Annotated in this window: 10 protein-coding genes and 2 pseudogenes; 4 read left to right on the top strand and 8 right to left on the bottom strand. The window is 70.8% G+C overall.

Annotated elements, in window-relative coordinates:
* Positions 1-8 precede the first annotated feature (8 nt).
* The 3 genes from AB0D85_RS37865 to AB0D85_RS37855 form a co-directional block, all read right to left on the bottom strand.
* Entirely contained in the window at positions 9-818 is an 810-nt protein-coding gene (locus tag AB0D85_RS37865) for an MBL fold metallo-hydrolase (RefSeq protein WP_362330697.1), read from the bottom strand.
* Between the two features lie 139 nt (positions 819-957).
* On the bottom strand, positions 958-1,902 hold the full coding sequence (locus AB0D85_RS37860; protein ID WP_362330694.1) for a LysR family transcriptional regulator: 945 nt from the start codon (positions 1,900-1,902) through the stop codon (positions 958-960).
* Positions 1,903-2,250: 348 nt separating this feature from the next.
* Positions 2,251-3,120, bottom strand: coding sequence for an acyl-CoA thioester hydrolase/BAAT C-terminal domain-containing protein (locus AB0D85_RS37855; protein ID WP_362330691.1), 870 nt, complete (start codon positions 3,118-3,120; stop codon positions 2,251-2,253).
* A gap of 194 nt (positions 3,121-3,314) precedes the next feature.
* On the opposite strand from AB0D85_RS37855, the pseudogene AB0D85_RS37850 reads away from it, so the two are divergent.
* Positions 3,315-3,503, top strand: a pseudogene (locus tag AB0D85_RS37850) (hypothetical protein); the annotation flags it as partial.
* Here the strand turns inward: AB0D85_RS37850 and AB0D85_RS37845 are convergent.
* Positions 3,500-5,305 (bottom strand): protein kinase, encoded by a 1,806-nt coding sequence (locus AB0D85_RS37845; protein ID WP_362330688.1) that lies wholly within the window; start codon positions 5,303-5,305, stop codon positions 3,500-3,502. The pseudogene AB0D85_RS37850 and the gene AB0D85_RS37845 sit on opposite strands and share 4 nt — an antisense overlap.
* A gap of 77 nt (positions 5,306-5,382) precedes the next feature.
* Here AB0D85_RS37845 and AB0D85_RS37840 point away from each other — a divergent pair, with 77 nt between their 5' ends.
* A complete protein-coding gene (locus tag AB0D85_RS37840) occupies positions 5,383-5,931 on the top strand; it encodes a TetR/AcrR family transcriptional regulator (protein WP_362330685.1) in 549 nt (182 codons plus the stop codon).
* An 8-nt stretch (positions 5,932-5,939) separates the two neighbouring features.
* Here AB0D85_RS37840 and AB0D85_RS37835 read toward each other — a convergent pair whose 3' ends face one another.
* Positions 5,940-7,373, bottom strand: coding sequence for a serine/threonine-protein kinase (locus tag AB0D85_RS37835; RefSeq protein WP_362330682.1), 1,434 nt, complete (start codon positions 7,371-7,373; stop codon positions 5,940-5,942).
* Positions 7,374-7,466: 93 nt separating this feature from the next.
* On the opposite strand from AB0D85_RS37835, the gene AB0D85_RS37830 reads away from it, so the two are divergent.
* On the top strand, positions 7,467-8,060 hold the full coding sequence (locus AB0D85_RS37830) for a TetR/AcrR family transcriptional regulator (protein WP_362330679.1): 594 nt from the start codon (positions 7,467-7,469) through the stop codon (positions 8,058-8,060).
* A 200-nt stretch (positions 8,061-8,260) separates the two neighbouring features.
* Here the strand turns inward: AB0D85_RS37830 and AB0D85_RS37825 are convergent, their stop codons facing one another.
* Together AB0D85_RS37825 and AB0D85_RS37820 are read right to left on the bottom strand one after the other, a co-directional pair.
* The gene (locus tag AB0D85_RS37825) at positions 8,261-11,560 is read right to left on the bottom strand and encodes a tetratricopeptide repeat protein (protein WP_362330676.1); all 3,300 of its coding nucleotides are present in this window, start codon (positions 11,558-11,560) and stop codon (positions 8,261-8,263) included.
* Positions 11,561-11,599: 39 nt separating this feature from the next.
* A complete protein-coding gene (locus AB0D85_RS37820) occupies positions 11,600-11,926 on the bottom strand; it encodes a trypco2 family protein (protein ID WP_362330672.1) in 327 nt (108 codons plus the stop codon).
* A 639-nt stretch (positions 11,927-12,565) separates the two neighbouring features.
* On the opposite strand from AB0D85_RS37820, the gene AB0D85_RS37815 reads away from it, so the two are divergent.
* On the top strand, positions 12,566-13,801 hold the full coding sequence (locus AB0D85_RS37815) for an acetylhydrolase (RefSeq protein WP_362330669.1): 1,236 nt from the start codon (positions 12,566-12,568) through the stop codon (positions 13,799-13,801).
* A gap of 542 nt (positions 13,802-14,343) precedes the next feature.
* Here the strand turns inward: AB0D85_RS37815 and AB0D85_RS37810 are convergent.
* Positions 14,344-14,829 (bottom strand): annotated as a pseudogene (locus AB0D85_RS37810) (GNAT family N-acetyltransferase).
* Positions 14,830-15,238: the final 409 nt, after the last annotated feature.

Below are 15,238 nucleotides of genomic sequence, written 5' to 3'. Positions count from 1 at the left end.
GCGTGAGGTCAGGGCGTGAGGGGGAGCCAGGTGCCGTGGTCGGCGATGGCCAGGACGGGAGTGAGGCCCGCGTCGTCGAAGGCGTGTTCGATGGCTTCGCGGCCCTCGGTGAAGTGGGCCCAGCCCGTGTAGTGGGCGGGGATGTTGACAGGGGCACCGAGAACGGCGGCGGCCGCGGCGGCTCGGACGCTGTCCAGGCTGACGGGCCGTTCGCGGAACTTGCCCGGGACGCGGGCGGCGCCCGCGTGGAGCACGGCCGCAGCGATGCCGGGGATACGGCGGGCGATCTCGGTGACGGTGCGGATCGAGGCGTTGTCGCCACTGATGTAGACGGTGGGCAGGCCGTCTCCGGCGAGTACGAAGCCGATGACCTGGCAGTTGACGTCGCCGTCCGGGTCGCGCTCGCCGTCTTCAGGGCCGTGTACGGCGGGCACGGCGGTGACGGTCAGCTCGCCGCCGTCCGGGCGCCGGAGGCTGTGGGTGTCCCAGGCGGCCAGGCCCTTCGCCGGGGAGCCGAGGCGCGCGGCGCCACTGGTCGTGGTGAGCAGCAGCGGAGCGGCGAGCGCGAAGGCGCGGCCACGGTCGTCGAAGTTGTCCGCGTGGTTGTCGTGGCTGACCAGGACCACGTCGACGTCCCCGAGCCGGTCCTCGGTGACCGCCGGGCCTTCGGTCTTGGTCAGGTAGCCGTGCGGGCCGGGGGCGTCGAAGGTCGGGTCGGAGACGATGCGCAGCCCGCCGAGGTCGAGAACGGTCGTGGGGCCGCCCACCACCATGGCCGAGCCGGCGTGACGAGGGAGAAGGGGGGAAGGCGATCCCATGATGGTGCCGGGGCTCCTTGGTCTTGGACAGGGGGAGGGGCAGTACCGTGGGCGCCGGGTGGTCCGGCCGCTCCACATCCCTCCGCCGTCGACCGTAGGGAGAGCGAGTCGGTAAACGGAAATGCCGCTCCGGTTGAGGCTATGCCTCACCTGCATGGGTGCAGGTCGCGGCCGCGTCCAGGGCCGCATCGAGGAAGCGGCGAAGAAGCACACCCCCCGTTCCCGTGTCCGGGCGGTAGGCGAGGCGGACCGGACTGGGCGGTGCGCCGGTCACCGGGAGGAAGCGCAGCGCGGGGTGGTGGATGCGGCGTTCGGCGACCTCGGGGACGATGCCGATGCCGCGTCCCGCGGCCACCGATTCGAGCCACTCGTCGAAGTTCGCGGTCTCCACGTACCGGCGCGGACCGTCCCCGTCCGGCCAGCACCAGGGGCCGGTCGTGCCGCTGACGGTGTTGACGACCAGGGTCCACTCGTGGGCGTCCTGCCAGCGCAGAGCGTCGGCGGTCGGCTCCGCTGGATGACTGCGGGAGGTCTCCCGGCCGTCGCCCGCGGCTACTGCGCGGGCGTGGACGGCGACGCGCCGCTCGTCGTACAGGTGCACCGTCCGTACGGTGGCTGCGACCGCTCTGCCTCCGCGCACCAGAGAGATGTCGACGGCCTGGCGGTGGAGGGCGTCGAGCGGATCGTCGCAGCGCACGAGCTCTACCCGTGCGTCGGTGGCGCGCTCGAAGCCGGCGATGGCGCGCTGCGCCCAGGGGTCGGGCAGCAGCCAGCTGAAGCCGAGCCGGAGCACGGACTCGCGGCGCGCCGCGGCCACGGCGCCGTCGAACGCCGCGAGGGTGCGCTCGGCATGGACGAGGAACTCGGCCCCCGTGTCGGTGAGTGCGACACCGCGCGACGAGCGGTCGAGCAGCCGCACCCCGAGCCCCGCCTCCATCTGGGCGACGGTGCGGCTGAGCGCGGGCTGCGTGATCAGCAGCTCCTCGGCGGCCCGGGTGAACGAGCGGTGACGGGCCACCGCGGCGAACGCCCGCAGATGCCGTAGCTCGATGTTGGACGCACCCGCGTGACCGGAGACCGTCACCGCTGCCTCGCACTATGCAGGGGACACATGGATGCAGCGTAACCGGCATTTCCTGGCACCGTGTGCGCGGCCTGGCGTGGCTAGGGAAGCCCGGTGTACCGGATCGGCTGATCCTCGTCCGCCCTCCCGCGGGCGTTTCGCCAGCGGCGCCGGCACGCCGGCACTCGTCACCGCCACCGAGCGCGCCGATGGTGTGGGCTTCCTCGCTCCGCACCGTGCCCGCGCCCTCCAGCCTGAGGCTGGCCGCCTAGGGCCTCACCCTGCCCGCCGACGCCGCTCTCCGCTCCGGGGCAGACCATCGACGGACACCTCAGCCAGCTCGACGGAGAAGCCTCTCGCGGAGATCCGTCAGCAGTTGGGAGGGGCCGTGCTGCCGAGCCTGTCGAGGATGTGCGGCCACGCAGCCGCCCCCAGGAGCACGTCCGCTTCGGGCGTGCCTCCGTAGAGGAAGTGCGGGGAGGCCGGCGCGGGGCTCTCGCCGGGAAAGCGCGGTCGATGGCCGGCATCGTGGCGGGCGATCAGATGCACGTCGGCCCCAACTGAGCGTCTGCGTGCAGCCAGTTGTTCGGCGAAGGGGAGAGAGGGCCACATCGCGTCGTCGCCACCGGCGACGAGCAGCAGATCGGCCCGGGCCTTCTCCACGGGGATCTCTGCCATAGGGACCAGGTGAGCGAAGCTCCGCACGCTGAGCTCGTACCAACCGCGGATGGCGACCGGACCGCTGCCCGAGGCCACCGGGGTCCAGGAATCATCCATCGGAACAAATGGCAGGGCCTGTCCCCGCCACGTCCAGGAAGAGCGGTACGGGTGCTGTACTCCATCGCTGCCCGGACCCACATTGCACCAGACTCGCGACGTGGGTGACAGCGCGATGACAACGTCCACGCGCGGGTCGTGTACGGCCGTGAGCATTGCGGCTTCAGCCCCCTTGGAGACACCGAGGATGCCGATACGTCGTGCCCCGTTCGCTGCGAGGAAGTCGACCGCGCCGGTGAAGGTCTCCAGGGGGATCTCGCAAATTCCCGGGGACTGCCCCGGCCCGCCGAACCAACGGATGGACAGAGCAGCGATGCCCTGCTGAGCAAGGATGTTCGTTCTCTCGCGTTCGATGCGTCCGCTGGAACCGCCCAGGACCAGTAAGCCGACGTCACTACCCTGAGCCGGAGCGGCCAGGATGCCCTCCCAAGGACGGTCCAGCTCCAGCTCAACAACGTCCACGCGCTCTCCCCCCGTTCGCCACGCCATGGTCAAGAGATTTCCTGACAGCCTCTCAAATACGTTCGATGGCTTGACACCGAGGCCCAGATATTGGGGCGCGCAGAGAATCGAAGTCCAGCCGGTGATCAGCGAGGGCAATTTCAGGCGGCGTGCTGTCGGGCGGGCTGTCACCGGCAGAGCGCCGCCACAACCAGCTGCCGAAGGACGCCGAAGGCACCCGCGCCAAGCTCAAACGCCTGGTCGAACTCGGCATCCTCAGCGAGGCCGACACGGGCAACTCAGCCAGGAAGCAATGGCCGACGGAAGGTCCACCAGCGGCCTCGCTCCCGCCTCGGATAGAAACGGATATCGCCCTAAAAGTCGCCCCCTCAGGCACGGCCTAGCCGCGTGCCCAGCTCTGGGAGTCCGTGCCCGGGGCGCAGGTGGCCTCGGCCACTCCGCCGCCGAAGGCGAGGGCTAGGCAGCCGCCGTCGTAGATCGTGGCGAGGGTGTTGCCGGAGCCGGTTTTCCAGAGCCGGGCGGTGCTGCTGAGCGAGCAGTCGCCGATGAAGACGGCCTGGCCGTTGCCGTTCGCGCTGAGGCAGGTGCCGGTCGAGGCGTTGACGACCTTGACGCTGCCGCCCGAGGCGCTGCGGAAGGTCCACTCGGCAGTCGAGTCCGAGCAGGATCCGAGACCGGAGGAGCCGTAGACCTGGATCAGGCACTTGCCGTTCTCGCCGTTCTTCAGCGTGAAGGTGCCCGAACTCCCGGACGTGCTGGGGGTGGTGGTGACCGTGGTGCCGCCGGAGGAACTGCCGGACGTTGAACCGCCGGAGGAGCCAGAGGAGTTGGAGGAGGAGCCCGTGGTGGACGAGCCGCCGGAGCCTGCCGTTGCCGAGCCGGAATTGCCGGTCTTTCCCGTGCCGCCGATGGCCGTCTTCCCGCTCTTGTCCCCTTCCTTGTCACTGCCCTTGCCCTTTCCCGACGCCGTGGGCGAAGGCGTGCCGGTCGGGCTCGCGGGGGTGTGAGGGGAGGATGGTTGGGCCGAGGGGGAGGCGGACGCGGAGACGGAGGCGGCCGGAGTGCCCGCCGTACCGCCGCCGCGGTCGTCGCGCGAGCCCGTCGCGTACGGGAGCAACTGGAAGGTGACGGCCGCCACGATCACAACCGGCACGGCGATCGCCAGGACGCGGGTGTGGCGTCGCCTGGGTTGACGCTCACGTTCTCGCTCGGGCGGCACGACGACCACCTCGGGCTCGGCCGTCGTCACCTCCGGAACGTCCGCCGCGAACGCGGCCCGTTGCGCCAGACGCCCGTTGATCGGCTCGGGCCACAGCGGGGGCCCGGACGGGCCGCGTCCCGCGGTCAGTTCGAGGAGTTCGGCGGCGGTGGGGCGGCCCTCGGGGTCCTTGTCCAGGCAGGAGCCGACCAGCTCGGCCAACTCCGGCTCGGCGTCGCGCAGTTCCTGGAGGTCCGGCTGCTCGTGGACGATCCGGTACAGCACCCCGTGCCCGGACTCGTCCCCGAACGGCGGCCGTCCGGATCCCGCGAACGCCACCACCGAACCGAGCGCGAACACATCCACGGCCCCGGTCAACCGCCTTGCCCCCGAAGCCTGTTCGGGAGACATGTAGGCGGGCGTGCCCACCACCATCCCGGTCCGCGTCAGTTGGCTCTGCTCGGCGGCCCGCGCCACCCCGAAGTCGATGAGCGTCAGCCCCTGGGACGTCAGCATGACGTTGGACGGCTTGATGTCCCGGTGGACCATGTCCCGTTCGTGGACGGCGGCCAGTCCGGCCGCCGCCTCCCGCAGCAGCAGCCACAGCGACTCGGCGGGGAGCGGGCCGCCGTACACCTCGACGGCCTCGCGCAGGGTCAGGCCGGGCACGTACGCGGTGGCGAACCACGGAGGCCGGGCGTCGCGGTCGCCGGCCAGCAGCGGCGCGGTGGCTCCGGCGGGCAGCCGGGCGAGGTTGTCGAGTTCGTGTCCGAAGCGCCGTACGAAGTCCTGGTCCTCGGCGACCACCGACGGCAGCACCTGTTTGACCGCTGCGTAGCGGCCCTCGTGCACGCCGAGATAGACCCGCCCCATGCCGCCGGCCCCGAGCCGCCCGACCAGCGGGATGGGCCCGATCCGCCGGGGATCCTCGTCCTCCAGCGGCTCGACGCCCACCCCACTGCCCCCGTCGCCCCCGTTGTTGGTCACGAGAGGCAGAGTACTGTCGTATCGAATATTTTTCTAGAAACTCTTTCTAGAAGAACCATCCACTAGGCTGCCGCGCCATGACCCCCAGGCAGCAACGCGGTACGGCGACCGCCGAGGCGCTCCTCGACGCGGCGCTGCGCGTCCATGCGGCCGAGGGCGAGCGGGGGCTGACCGTGCACGCGGTCACCGAGGCCTGCGGGGTCAGTCCCGGCAGCCTCTACCACCACTTCGGCAGCATCGAAGGGCTGACCTCGGCGGTGACGCTGCGCTGGCTGGAGCGGCTGCTGGCGGAGATGACGGCGGCGCTGGCGGACGCGCGGACTGCACGGGACGGGATCGGGGCCGCCGTCGGGGCCTACCTCGCGTTCATCCGGGACCACCGGGAGGCAGCCCTGCTGATCCTCTCGCCGTCGGCCGACCTGAGCCCCTTCGTCCGGTGGGCCGAGGCGCAGGTCCGCTGCGGCGAACTCGCGCCACTCCCCACGCCGTTGATCGATGCCCTGGTACTCGGTCCGATGATCGGGGTGGCCCGGCGCTGGCTCTCCGGCAGCGACGACGTGGACCTGGAGGAGGCGGCACGGGTACTGCCGGACCGGATCTGGCGGGCCGTGGGCAGCACCGGGTGAGAGGGCGGTCAATCCTCGCCCCACCGGCTGATCCGCCTGAGGCAGAGCGTGATCTTCTTCGTCCCGTCGCCGCTCGTGTAGGTCATCACCTTGCCGTCGCATGCCAGTTCCTGGGCGTAGTCGAACTGTTCGGCGGCCTCGACGACCTTGTACGGCTCGTCCCAGGGGACAGGGAAGCCGCAACTCTGCCTATATGCGGTGTGGTTGCCGTAGCTCTCGATCCGTACGCAGTCGCCGGCCTTGGCCTGGAAGAGGTCCTTCGAGTCGACGTGGTTGTGGAGGTAGAGCCCGCTGAAGAACAGCACTGCGGCAATCACCTGGAAGCCGGTCTTCACGCAACCGCCGTCGCCGGTGCCGGTTCCGGTGCTGGTTCCGGTCTCGGGGGCCGACCGCGGCTCCGGCTCCGGCTTCGGCTCCGGTACCGGCTTCGGCTCCGGTACCGGTCTCGGTCGCGGCACCGGCCGTTCGGCCGCCGCTCTGCGCGCCGTCAGTGCGGTCATCGCGGTCGCGAGGTCGGTCAGGAGGGCCTTGCGTCCGAGCGGGGTGTCCGTCGGCAGGAGGAGGGTCGCGGCGGCGTTGCCGCGCTGGACGATCATCGTGGTGACCTGGTCGGGCGTGCGGCGCGCGGTCGGTGCGTACGACTCCGCTGCCCGCGCGAACCGGTCCAGCAGCTCTGTCGCGTCAGGCCGTTCGGCCGGGTCCTTCTCCAGGCACGGCAGGAGCAGTGCGGTGAGCGCCGGCGGGACGCCGGTCAGGTCGGGGGCCTCGTAGACGACGCGGTGCAGCACGGCGAAGGTCGTGCCGTCGCCGAACGGCGTCCGCCCGGTGGCCGCGTGGGCGAGCAGGCTCGCGAGGCTGAACACGTCCGACTTCGGGCCGACCTGGTCGTCCCGGACCTGTTCCGGGGACATGAAGGCCGGGGTGCCGATCACCCCGTGGGTGGTGAACCGGGTCGCCGCGTCGAGGGCGCGGGCGATGCCGAAGTCGATGATCCGGGGGCCGTCCTCGGCCAGGATCACGTTCGCCGGCTTGAGGTCCCGGTGCACGAGACCGCAACCGTGGATGGCGCCGAGCCCCTCCGCAAGCCCGGCGCCGAGCGCGGTCACGGTGCCCGCCGGCAGCGGACCGAAGGCGGCCACCGCCTCCTGGAGCGACGGCCCGGGCACGTACGCCGTGGCCAGCCAGGGCGTCTCGGCCGTGGGGTCGGCGTCCACCACCGGTGCCGTGTAGAAACCGCCGACCTTCCGCGCCGCCCCGACCTCGGCGGCGAACCGGCGCCGGAAATCCGGGTCCTGGGCGAGATGCGGCCGTACGACCTTCACGGCGACCAGCCTCCCGCCCCGCGACCGGGCCAGGTACACATCGCCCATGCCACCGCCGCCCAGCCTGCGCAGCAGGATGTACGGGCCGATCCGGGCGTCCGTTCTCAAGGCTTCTGGCATGCGGGAAGTCTGGACGACGAACGACCTGACCGAAACATACTTCTAGAAAACCATTCTAGAAATTCACGGGAGGACGGATGACAGTATGGAGTGGTGAGACGCAAACAGCAGCGGGGTGAGGCCACCTACGAGCAGTTGCTGGACGCCGCCTTGCGCGTGTACGCGGAGTCGGGCGACCAGGGGCTGACCGTCGGTGCCGTCACCAAGGCGAGCGGGGTGAGCCTGGGCAGCCTCTACCACCACTTCGGCAGCATCGACGGCCTGTTGGACGCACTGCTCATGCGCTGGCTCGGCCGGCTGCTGGAGGCGACGCTCACCTCCCTGGAGGGCACCCGGTCCGCCCGAACCGGCATCCGTGCGATCGTCACCGCCTATCTGGGCTTCGTACGCGACCACCACGACGCCGCCCTGCTGCTGCACTCGGCCGACGCCGACCGCCGGGGCATGACCGACGGCAAGGGCCTGAGGGACGCGCAGGAGGCCCGGCTGTCCCCGCTCGCGCAGTGGGCGCAGGGGTATGTGGACGCCGGTGAACTCGCCCCGCTGCCGCCGGGACTGATCGAGGTGCTGGTCCTCGGCCCGGTGATCGGCGTGGCCCGCCGTTGGCTGTCCGGCGTCGACGACGTCGATCTCGACGAGGCGGCGGAGCTGCTGCCGGAGCGGATCTGGCGGTCGGTGGCCGCCTGAGCGGCAGGTCCGCCGTGCCGGCAGGCGACCGTGCACGCCCGCCCACCGCGGCCGCGCCGCTCCCTCCGTACCACCACGTGCGCGCAGTCCGCCGTCGGCGGTTCGCCGAGCAGGTCCGGGTCGTCGATCTCCAGGTCTCCAGGTCTCCTGGTCGAGGAGGAAACTCGATACGTTCCAGGCGCTGCTGGAGGGAGTGGCGGCTACGCAGGTGGATTCTCGTCGAGCCAGAGGCGGAGTTGCTCCGCCTGTGACTCGCGCCCGAGACCGTCGAGCAACCGCACCTGCTGGCTCAGCACACCATGAAGTCGCCGGAACACAGAGGGCATGTCGGCATGACTGCGGAAGAGCTCCACGGCGTCCCCAGTTGCGCGCAGCGCTCCGGAGAGGTCACCCCTGTCCTCCAGGAGCACGGCGAGGACCTCCAGCGAGGCGGCGAGGCCGGGCTCGTGGGCGGCCGGGTCGGCGGCCGTGAGCCGACGGTAGATCCGCACGGCCAATTCAGCCGCGGCGAGCGCACTGTTCAAGCGCTCCACCATCGCCAGCCGGGTACTGAGGTGGTACAGAGAGGCGGCGAGGTCGGGATCATGAGCGGCGGGGTCGGCGGCCGCGAGTCGGCGCCGGATCCGCACCGCCTCTTCGGTGGCGGTGACGGCTTCGTCCTGGCGTCCCACCCGCTCCAACTGGTTGCCTAGGTTGTGGAGTGAGGTGGCGAGGTCGGGCTCGTAGGCGGCGGGGTCCGTGTCCGCGAGCCGACGCCAGATCCGTACAGCCTCTTCGGTGGCGGTGACGGCCTCGTCTCGGCGCCCCACCGCCGCGAGGGCGGCGCCGAGGTTGTGCAGTGAGCCGGCGAGGTCGGGCTCGTAGGCGGCGGGGTCGGCAGCCGCGAGCCGGCGCCAGATCCGCAGCGCTTCTTCGCTGGTGGTGAGGGCCTCGTCCCGGCGTCCCACCTCCGCCAGCCGGGCGCCGAGGTTGTGCAGCAAGGCGGCGAAGCCGGGCTCATCGGTGTCCGCGAGCCTGCGCCAGATCTGGACCGCCTCTTCGGTGGAGGCGAGGGCCTCGTCCCGGCGCCTCACCCCCGCCAGCCGGGCGCCGAGGACGGACAGCGAGTGAGCGAGGTCGCGCTCGTGGGGGGCAGGGTCGGCAGCCGCGAGCCGACGGTAGATCTGGACCGCCTCTTCGGTGGCGGTGACGGCTTCGTCCTGGCGCCCCACCCGCTCCAACTGGATGCCGAGGTTGTGCAGCGAGGTGGCGAGGTCGCGCTCGTGGGTGGCCGGGTTGGCGGTCGCGAGTCGGCGCCAGATCTGGACCTCCTGTTCGGTGGCGGCGAGAGCCTCGCTTCGGCGCCCCACTTCCGCCAGCCGGGCGCCGAGGACGGACAGCGAGTGGGCGAGTTCGGGATCGTGGGCGGCCGGGTCGTCGGCTGTCGATTGCTGGACGTGCTGGGTGGCCGAGAACAGGGCGGTGGTGAGCCGTACGGCGAGGGGGGCGATGACACGGGAGGGGAAGGGCAGGGCATCTGCCGCTGTCCGGAGGGCGCTGACGTACATGGTGGCGGTGTTCAGAGCGGTGTCGAGGGCGGTGAGAACGTGTTCGCTGTCGGTCCCGCGGCCGGCGTTGTACTCGCCGATGGCGGCGCGGGCCAGGACGGTGATGAGCTGTGCCTGCTGTGCGGCTTCGGCCGCGTCGAGCAGGGCGGGCAGCAGGATCCTGTCGCCGGTGAGGGTGCGGGAGGCATGGTATTCGGCGATACGGTCCGGTTGGAGCGACCCCCAGAAGCGGTCAGGCCCGGCCGGGTACAGCGTGGCCAGCCACGCCGCCGTCGCCGGTGCCTTGTCGGGCGGAAGGCCGGGGATCTCGCGGATGACACGGCGGGCGTCCTGTTCGGTGGTGGCTCCGCACAGCGCGGCCACGGTGACCGCTGCCCCCAAAGTACGGGTGGACAGGTTGAGTTTGAAGGCGGGGGCGTCGGCACTGTCCTGCCAGAAGCGTCCTTCGTGCTGTAAGAGGATCTCTTCGGGCGGGGTACCGGGCGGGGCCTGAGCGGGCGCCGGGCCCTGTTGCAACAGGGCGACCAATGCGGCCAGTTGCAGGGTGAGGGCGTTGTCGTAACGGGGATCGCTGAGGTCGTCGGGGGGCCGCAGGGTGTCGGCGAATGCTGTCCAGTCGTGCGCGGGCACCATGGGGACGTGCGGTAACAGGTCGGCCAGGTCGCGGGCTGCGCGGGCGAAGGCGCTGACGCGGTCCTCGGCGGGGCGGCCGCGGGGGATGAGCGGGGCGAGCTCGGTGACCGGTGCCGTGGTGAGCAGACTGCGGGCGGCGGGCGCGGCGTTGAGCGGGTCGGTGCGCCAGTCTCCGTCGGAGCGAGCCAGCAGCAGGATTCGGACGCGGTGACGGGAGCGGTGCAGGTGGGTGATCAGTCGGCGCAGGAGACGGGGGCGGGTCTCGGCGTAGTCGACGACGAGGAGAAGGGGCAGGCCGGCGGTGGTGAGGGGGGAGAAGTCCGGTGGGGTGTCGTGGTCGGTGAGGTCGGAGCGCAGGTGTCCGGTGGCCCAGCCCTGGTGGCTGAGGGTGTCGGTGAGGCGGCGGGCCAGGCGGGACTTGCCCTGGCCGCCGGGTCCGGTGAGCACCTGTACCGCGACGGTGGCCGGGTCGTTCTCGCACCAGGCGCGCAGGGCGGTGAGTTCACTGTCGCGGTCGTGGAAGGTGACGGCTTCGGCGTCGGCGCGCAGCAGTGCGGCCGGTGAATTGAGGTCGCGTTCGGGTGCGGCGGGGGTGAGCAGGCCGGCTGCTTCCGTGGGTTCGAGGGCGGGTTCCCAGCCGGTGTGCCGGGCGATCAGGGCGCGGAAGCCCTCGTCGGTGAGGAGGCGGGCGGCGGGGGTGGCGGTCAGCCGGGTGCCGCCGTCGGCCTGCCGGTCGCGGCGGACCACCCCGCACAGCAGCTCACCGCCGTGAGCGTCGTCGCTGAGAACGGCAGCCCCTGATACCCCCGACCAGCGGCTGCCGGTCGCGTCGGCGGGAGGCGTGGGGTCGGTGCTGGAGATCTCGTAGCGGCCGGCGAGAGAGCCGGTGCCGGGCAGGATCCGTCCGGCGAGCTGTTCGTCCAGGCGGTGCCCGTCGGGGGTCCTCTGCATGCGGGGGAAGCCGACCAGGGTGACCGGGTGCGCACGGGTACCGATGAGGCGTCCGAACCGCTGGGGCGGCCGGGTGTGCAGATCGGTGAGGGACTGCGGAGTCTGCCAGCCGTGCCCCTCATCGACCTCGACCAGCGCCGCATCCACCACTGCGTCGTTGCGCCGCCACCGCACGGTCGCGGGAAACTCCTGCTCACCGGCATCGGGCCGGGACACGGTCACCCTGTCCTGGCCCGACCCGGACATGCCGTCCAGGACATGAGCGGCCGTCAGCACCAGCCTGGGCGCGACCAGGTAGCCCGAACCGAACCCCCGCTTGTCCGAGCCCTGCCTGCTCACCCGGATCTGCACCCGGCGATCGAACTCCACACCAGCCCCCGTTGTGTGATGAACCCGCCCGGCCCGGGCCTACTCCTCGTCGCTGACGTCGATGTCACCACCGCCCGGCCGGTGCGGCCTGAGGTGCACGGTGACGGTGTGAGTCGCCTTGCGCGCGCTGTCCTTCCTACCGCCCAGAGAGACGACACCAAACCTCAAGCCGCCGTCCATCCCGCGGGTGTGAGTCAACTCCATGCCCAACTCCACCGTGATGTCCCCCAGGGAGAACAGCACCCCCTGGTCCTCCCCGTTCGCACCCGCGATCCGCGCCTGCGCTTGCGCGACCTGGCTGCGCAGCAGTGTGATCGCGTCAGCAAGATCCAGTCCCTCCACACCCGAACCGCCGGCATCGCCCACCACAAGCCCCCTCCGTATGGTCAAGTCCACCTTGGCAACGGGAATTTATCCTCCTGCGCACCGAGCCGGGCCGTCTTCGCCCTCCCTGCCGGACAAACACCTGTGTCCTCACCGTCAGCCACGAGGACTTGTCGATCAGGGTGCTCAGGTTCGGGCGAGGCGCACGACCAGGTCCCCGTTTCGAAGATCGCGAACAGGGCTGTGATCTTCGTAGCGATCCGGGCGGCGTCGTGACGGGTGGCCGGCTGTCGGTTCACCCGCACGGCGAACTGCACCATCGGGGCGCGACGGCCCGTTTCTCCTGGTGGGGGAGTGGCTGTGGGGTTCGCTTGTGCGGGGTGTCCGGGGGCGGGGAAGGTGCTCGAGGTCGTGGGGGCGGTTCGGTCGGCTTCCCGGCAGGGAAACGGTGCCACCCGATCGACGACGCCCGTTGGAGAACAACGTCTTCCGTGAAGACCACGCTGCCGAGCGGGTCATGCTGCGGATGTCATTCCGTAGGCCCATGGGTGCCCGGGTGTTCAACCGGTGGGCGGATGCGGCCCGGCTGGGGCGCGTGACAGCGTTCCGTCCGTGCTCACGGGCCGTCAGATCGGCTTCCGTGATGTATCCGAGGATCAGGAAAACCCTGGGGAGGGTCCCGTGTCCATCACACCGTTCACAAGCCGGGACGGGATGTCGCGCCGCCGCGTGCTGGGTGCCGCGCTCGCGGCCGGGGCGGTCGTGCCACTCGCCGCCGCGGGCCCCGCCTGGGCCGCCGCGGCCGTTCAGAGCAGTACGTCGGCCCCGGCGCGGTTAAGGCTGCCGGAGCCCACCGGCCCGTACCCGGTGGGCACGCTGGAGCTCCACCTCGTCGACACTTCCCGTCCCGATCCCGATGCCGGCCCCGGCCACTACCGTCAGCTGATGGCCGGCGTCTGGTACCCCGCCCGTGGCGACGCCCATCGGTACCCGCGCGTGCCGTGGACGCCCGCCGGCGTGTTGCGGGCGTTGCTTGCCTCCGCCGACTTCCCGCCCGACGCCGTTGTGGCGCCGCTGACGGCCGGCCACGAGTGCGCCCCGGTGTACCGCACGGGCAGGGGACTGCCGGTGATCGTGTACTCGCACGGCGCAGGCAGCCACCGCTCCGACCACACCGTCATGGTGCAGGAGCTCGCCAGCCACGGCTACGCCGTGGTGACGGTGGACCACATCAACGACGCGTTCAGCCAGTTGCCCGACGGCCAGGTCGTCACCCCGATCAGAGACGGCCGGCACGGGATGACCGCGATGGCCTACGCCACGGACATCCGTTTCGTTCTCGGCTGTGTCGAGCAGCTCGCCGCCGGCCTCAACCCCGACGCCGAGCGCCACCCGCTGCCGGACGGATTGTGCGAGGCCCTCGACGCGTCGCGCATCGGCATGTTCGGTTGGTCGAAGGGCGGCACGGCCACCGCCTGCGTCATGCTGGAGGACAGGCGCGTGCGGGCCGGGCTGAGCCTGGACGGGCCTATGCAGCCCGGACCGACGCCCACGATCACCACCGACCTGGACCGGCCGTTCATGATGATGACCGCCGAGTTCACCCGCGCCCTCGACCCGAACGTGGCCGTGTTCTGGTCCCACCTGAAGGGCTGGCGGCTCAACGTCCAGGCCGACGGCGCGATCCACCAGTCCTACGGCGACACCCAGGTGCTCATACCCCAGTTGTCGAAGCTGGTCGGCATGAGCGACGAACAGCTGAGGGCCTGGATCGGCACCCTCGACCCGGCCAGGGCCGTGAAGATCCAGCAGGCCTACCCGCTCGCCTTCTTCGACCGGCACCTGCGCCACGATCACCAGGGCCACCTGCCCGACGGGCCGGCGCGGGCCTTCCCCGAAGTGCAGTACCTGCCGTAGCGACCGCGTGCGGACCGCGGCGCCACGGGGCCTTGGGCAAGGGAGAGCAAGTTCGGGGGCGTCCAGTCCGTGGGGCGGGCCGGCTGCATGCCGGCGCGGTGCAGCAGGCGGCGCGCCAGTTGGGGGCGGTCGCCGCCGCACCGACCGCACGAGCGGCAGGACCACCGCGAAGACGGTCTACGCCGTCATCTGCTTGGCCGTCGAAGAAGCCGCCGCGCTCAACCCACGAAGCTCATCCACGACCACTGGAAGATCGATGCCCTGCAGCACGTCCGTGACGCCACCTGCGCCGGGGACGCCTCAGCTGCGAACTGGCCACGCACCACGCGCCATGGCTACCTGGGCGTACGGCGCATAGCCAGACGAAGCCGTCCTTGGCCTCCTCGCCAACGATTGGACAGCGCGGAGCTGAACAGCAGGATTTCGCGGCATCGTGATAAATGTATGCGGACAGACAGGGTGAGATGGAGTTTGGTGAAGTCCTGGGTGGTCTGGTCCGCCGTAGGTGCGCCCGTCGCATTCGAGTAACTGAAACGTGCTTCCTACGGCAGGGCGCGAGTGAGCCACACCAGTTCGCCCCGGTCATCTGCCGAGACGTGATCGCGCTCGAACCCGAGCTTCTCGAGGACGCGAAAGGACGGCGCATTCCAGGAACGCACCGTCGCCCAGAGCCGCTTCCGCCCGGTCATGATCGCGGCATCGAGTACCGCGGAGGCCGCCTCGGTCGCATAGCCCTGCCCATGGACACGCCGGAACAACTCGTATGCGATCTCAGGCTCGTCGACGGAAGCCCGCCCCACGGTGAGCCCGCAGTACCCGATGAAGTCACCTGCGTCGCGGCGGTTGATGACCAGCAGGGCAAGCCCTGTCAGCGCCGGCGCGGCAATCTAGGCTTCGATCACTCGCCGGTTGTCCTCGATCGACGGTATTCCATCGCCCCGTTCGGCAGCGAGCGTGCGATGGTCGTCGGCGTCGGTGCCGACCCACGGTCGCAGCGTCAGCCGGGCGGTCTCAAGATGAAGCGGCATCGGCGGATACGGCACGGCGACACTCTATCGACACCTCCTCGGACCGAACGAGACAAGGCGGGGCGCCTCCGCCATCCGTGAACCCGGATCAAATCAAGTGGAGTTGACGGCACCTCGACGTCTCAATCGATCTGTTCGCCACAGGTCAGGGCTTCGCCCCCGAACCAGATCACTTGAGACGGGACACGCCCGCACAGCCTGATGCCTGAAGTCCCAATAGCTCGCCCGGACTTGGAAGTGTCATGCGAGGCCGAACGCGGCGCTCCGGGTGTCGTCATCCAGCAAGCTCGCCTCTGCGGCCTTCGTATGAGAGGTGGTTCCGTGGCGGAACGCACGGTCATGTGAGAGCCGTCCGCCTGTCCGGTGCATCCCCAGCTGAGCGATCAAGTCCGAGCCGCTTTTCGAGTCA

The organism is Streptomyces sp. NPDC048277 (genome assembly GCF_040652235.1).
In the GTDB taxonomy this organism is placed as follows: Bacteria; Actinomycetota; Actinomycetes; order Streptomycetales; family Streptomycetaceae; genus Streptomyces.
This window is presented reverse-complemented; position numbering and strand designations above follow the sequence as displayed.

What these genes read in the sequence shown, in the direction of transcription:
- AB0D85_RS37865 (WP_362330697.1), bottom strand. Translation starts at nt 818, where the DNA reads ATGGGATCGCCTTCCCCCCTTCTCCCTCGTCACGCCGGCTCGGCCATG.
- AB0D85_RS37840 (WP_362330685.1), top strand. Translation starts at nt 5,383, where the DNA reads ATGACCCCCAGGCAGCAACGCGGTACGGCGACCGCCGAGGCGCTCCTC.
- AB0D85_RS37835 (WP_362330682.1), bottom strand. Translation starts at nt 7,373, where the DNA reads ATGCCAGAAGCCTTGAGAACGGACGCCCGGATCGGCCCGTACATCCTG.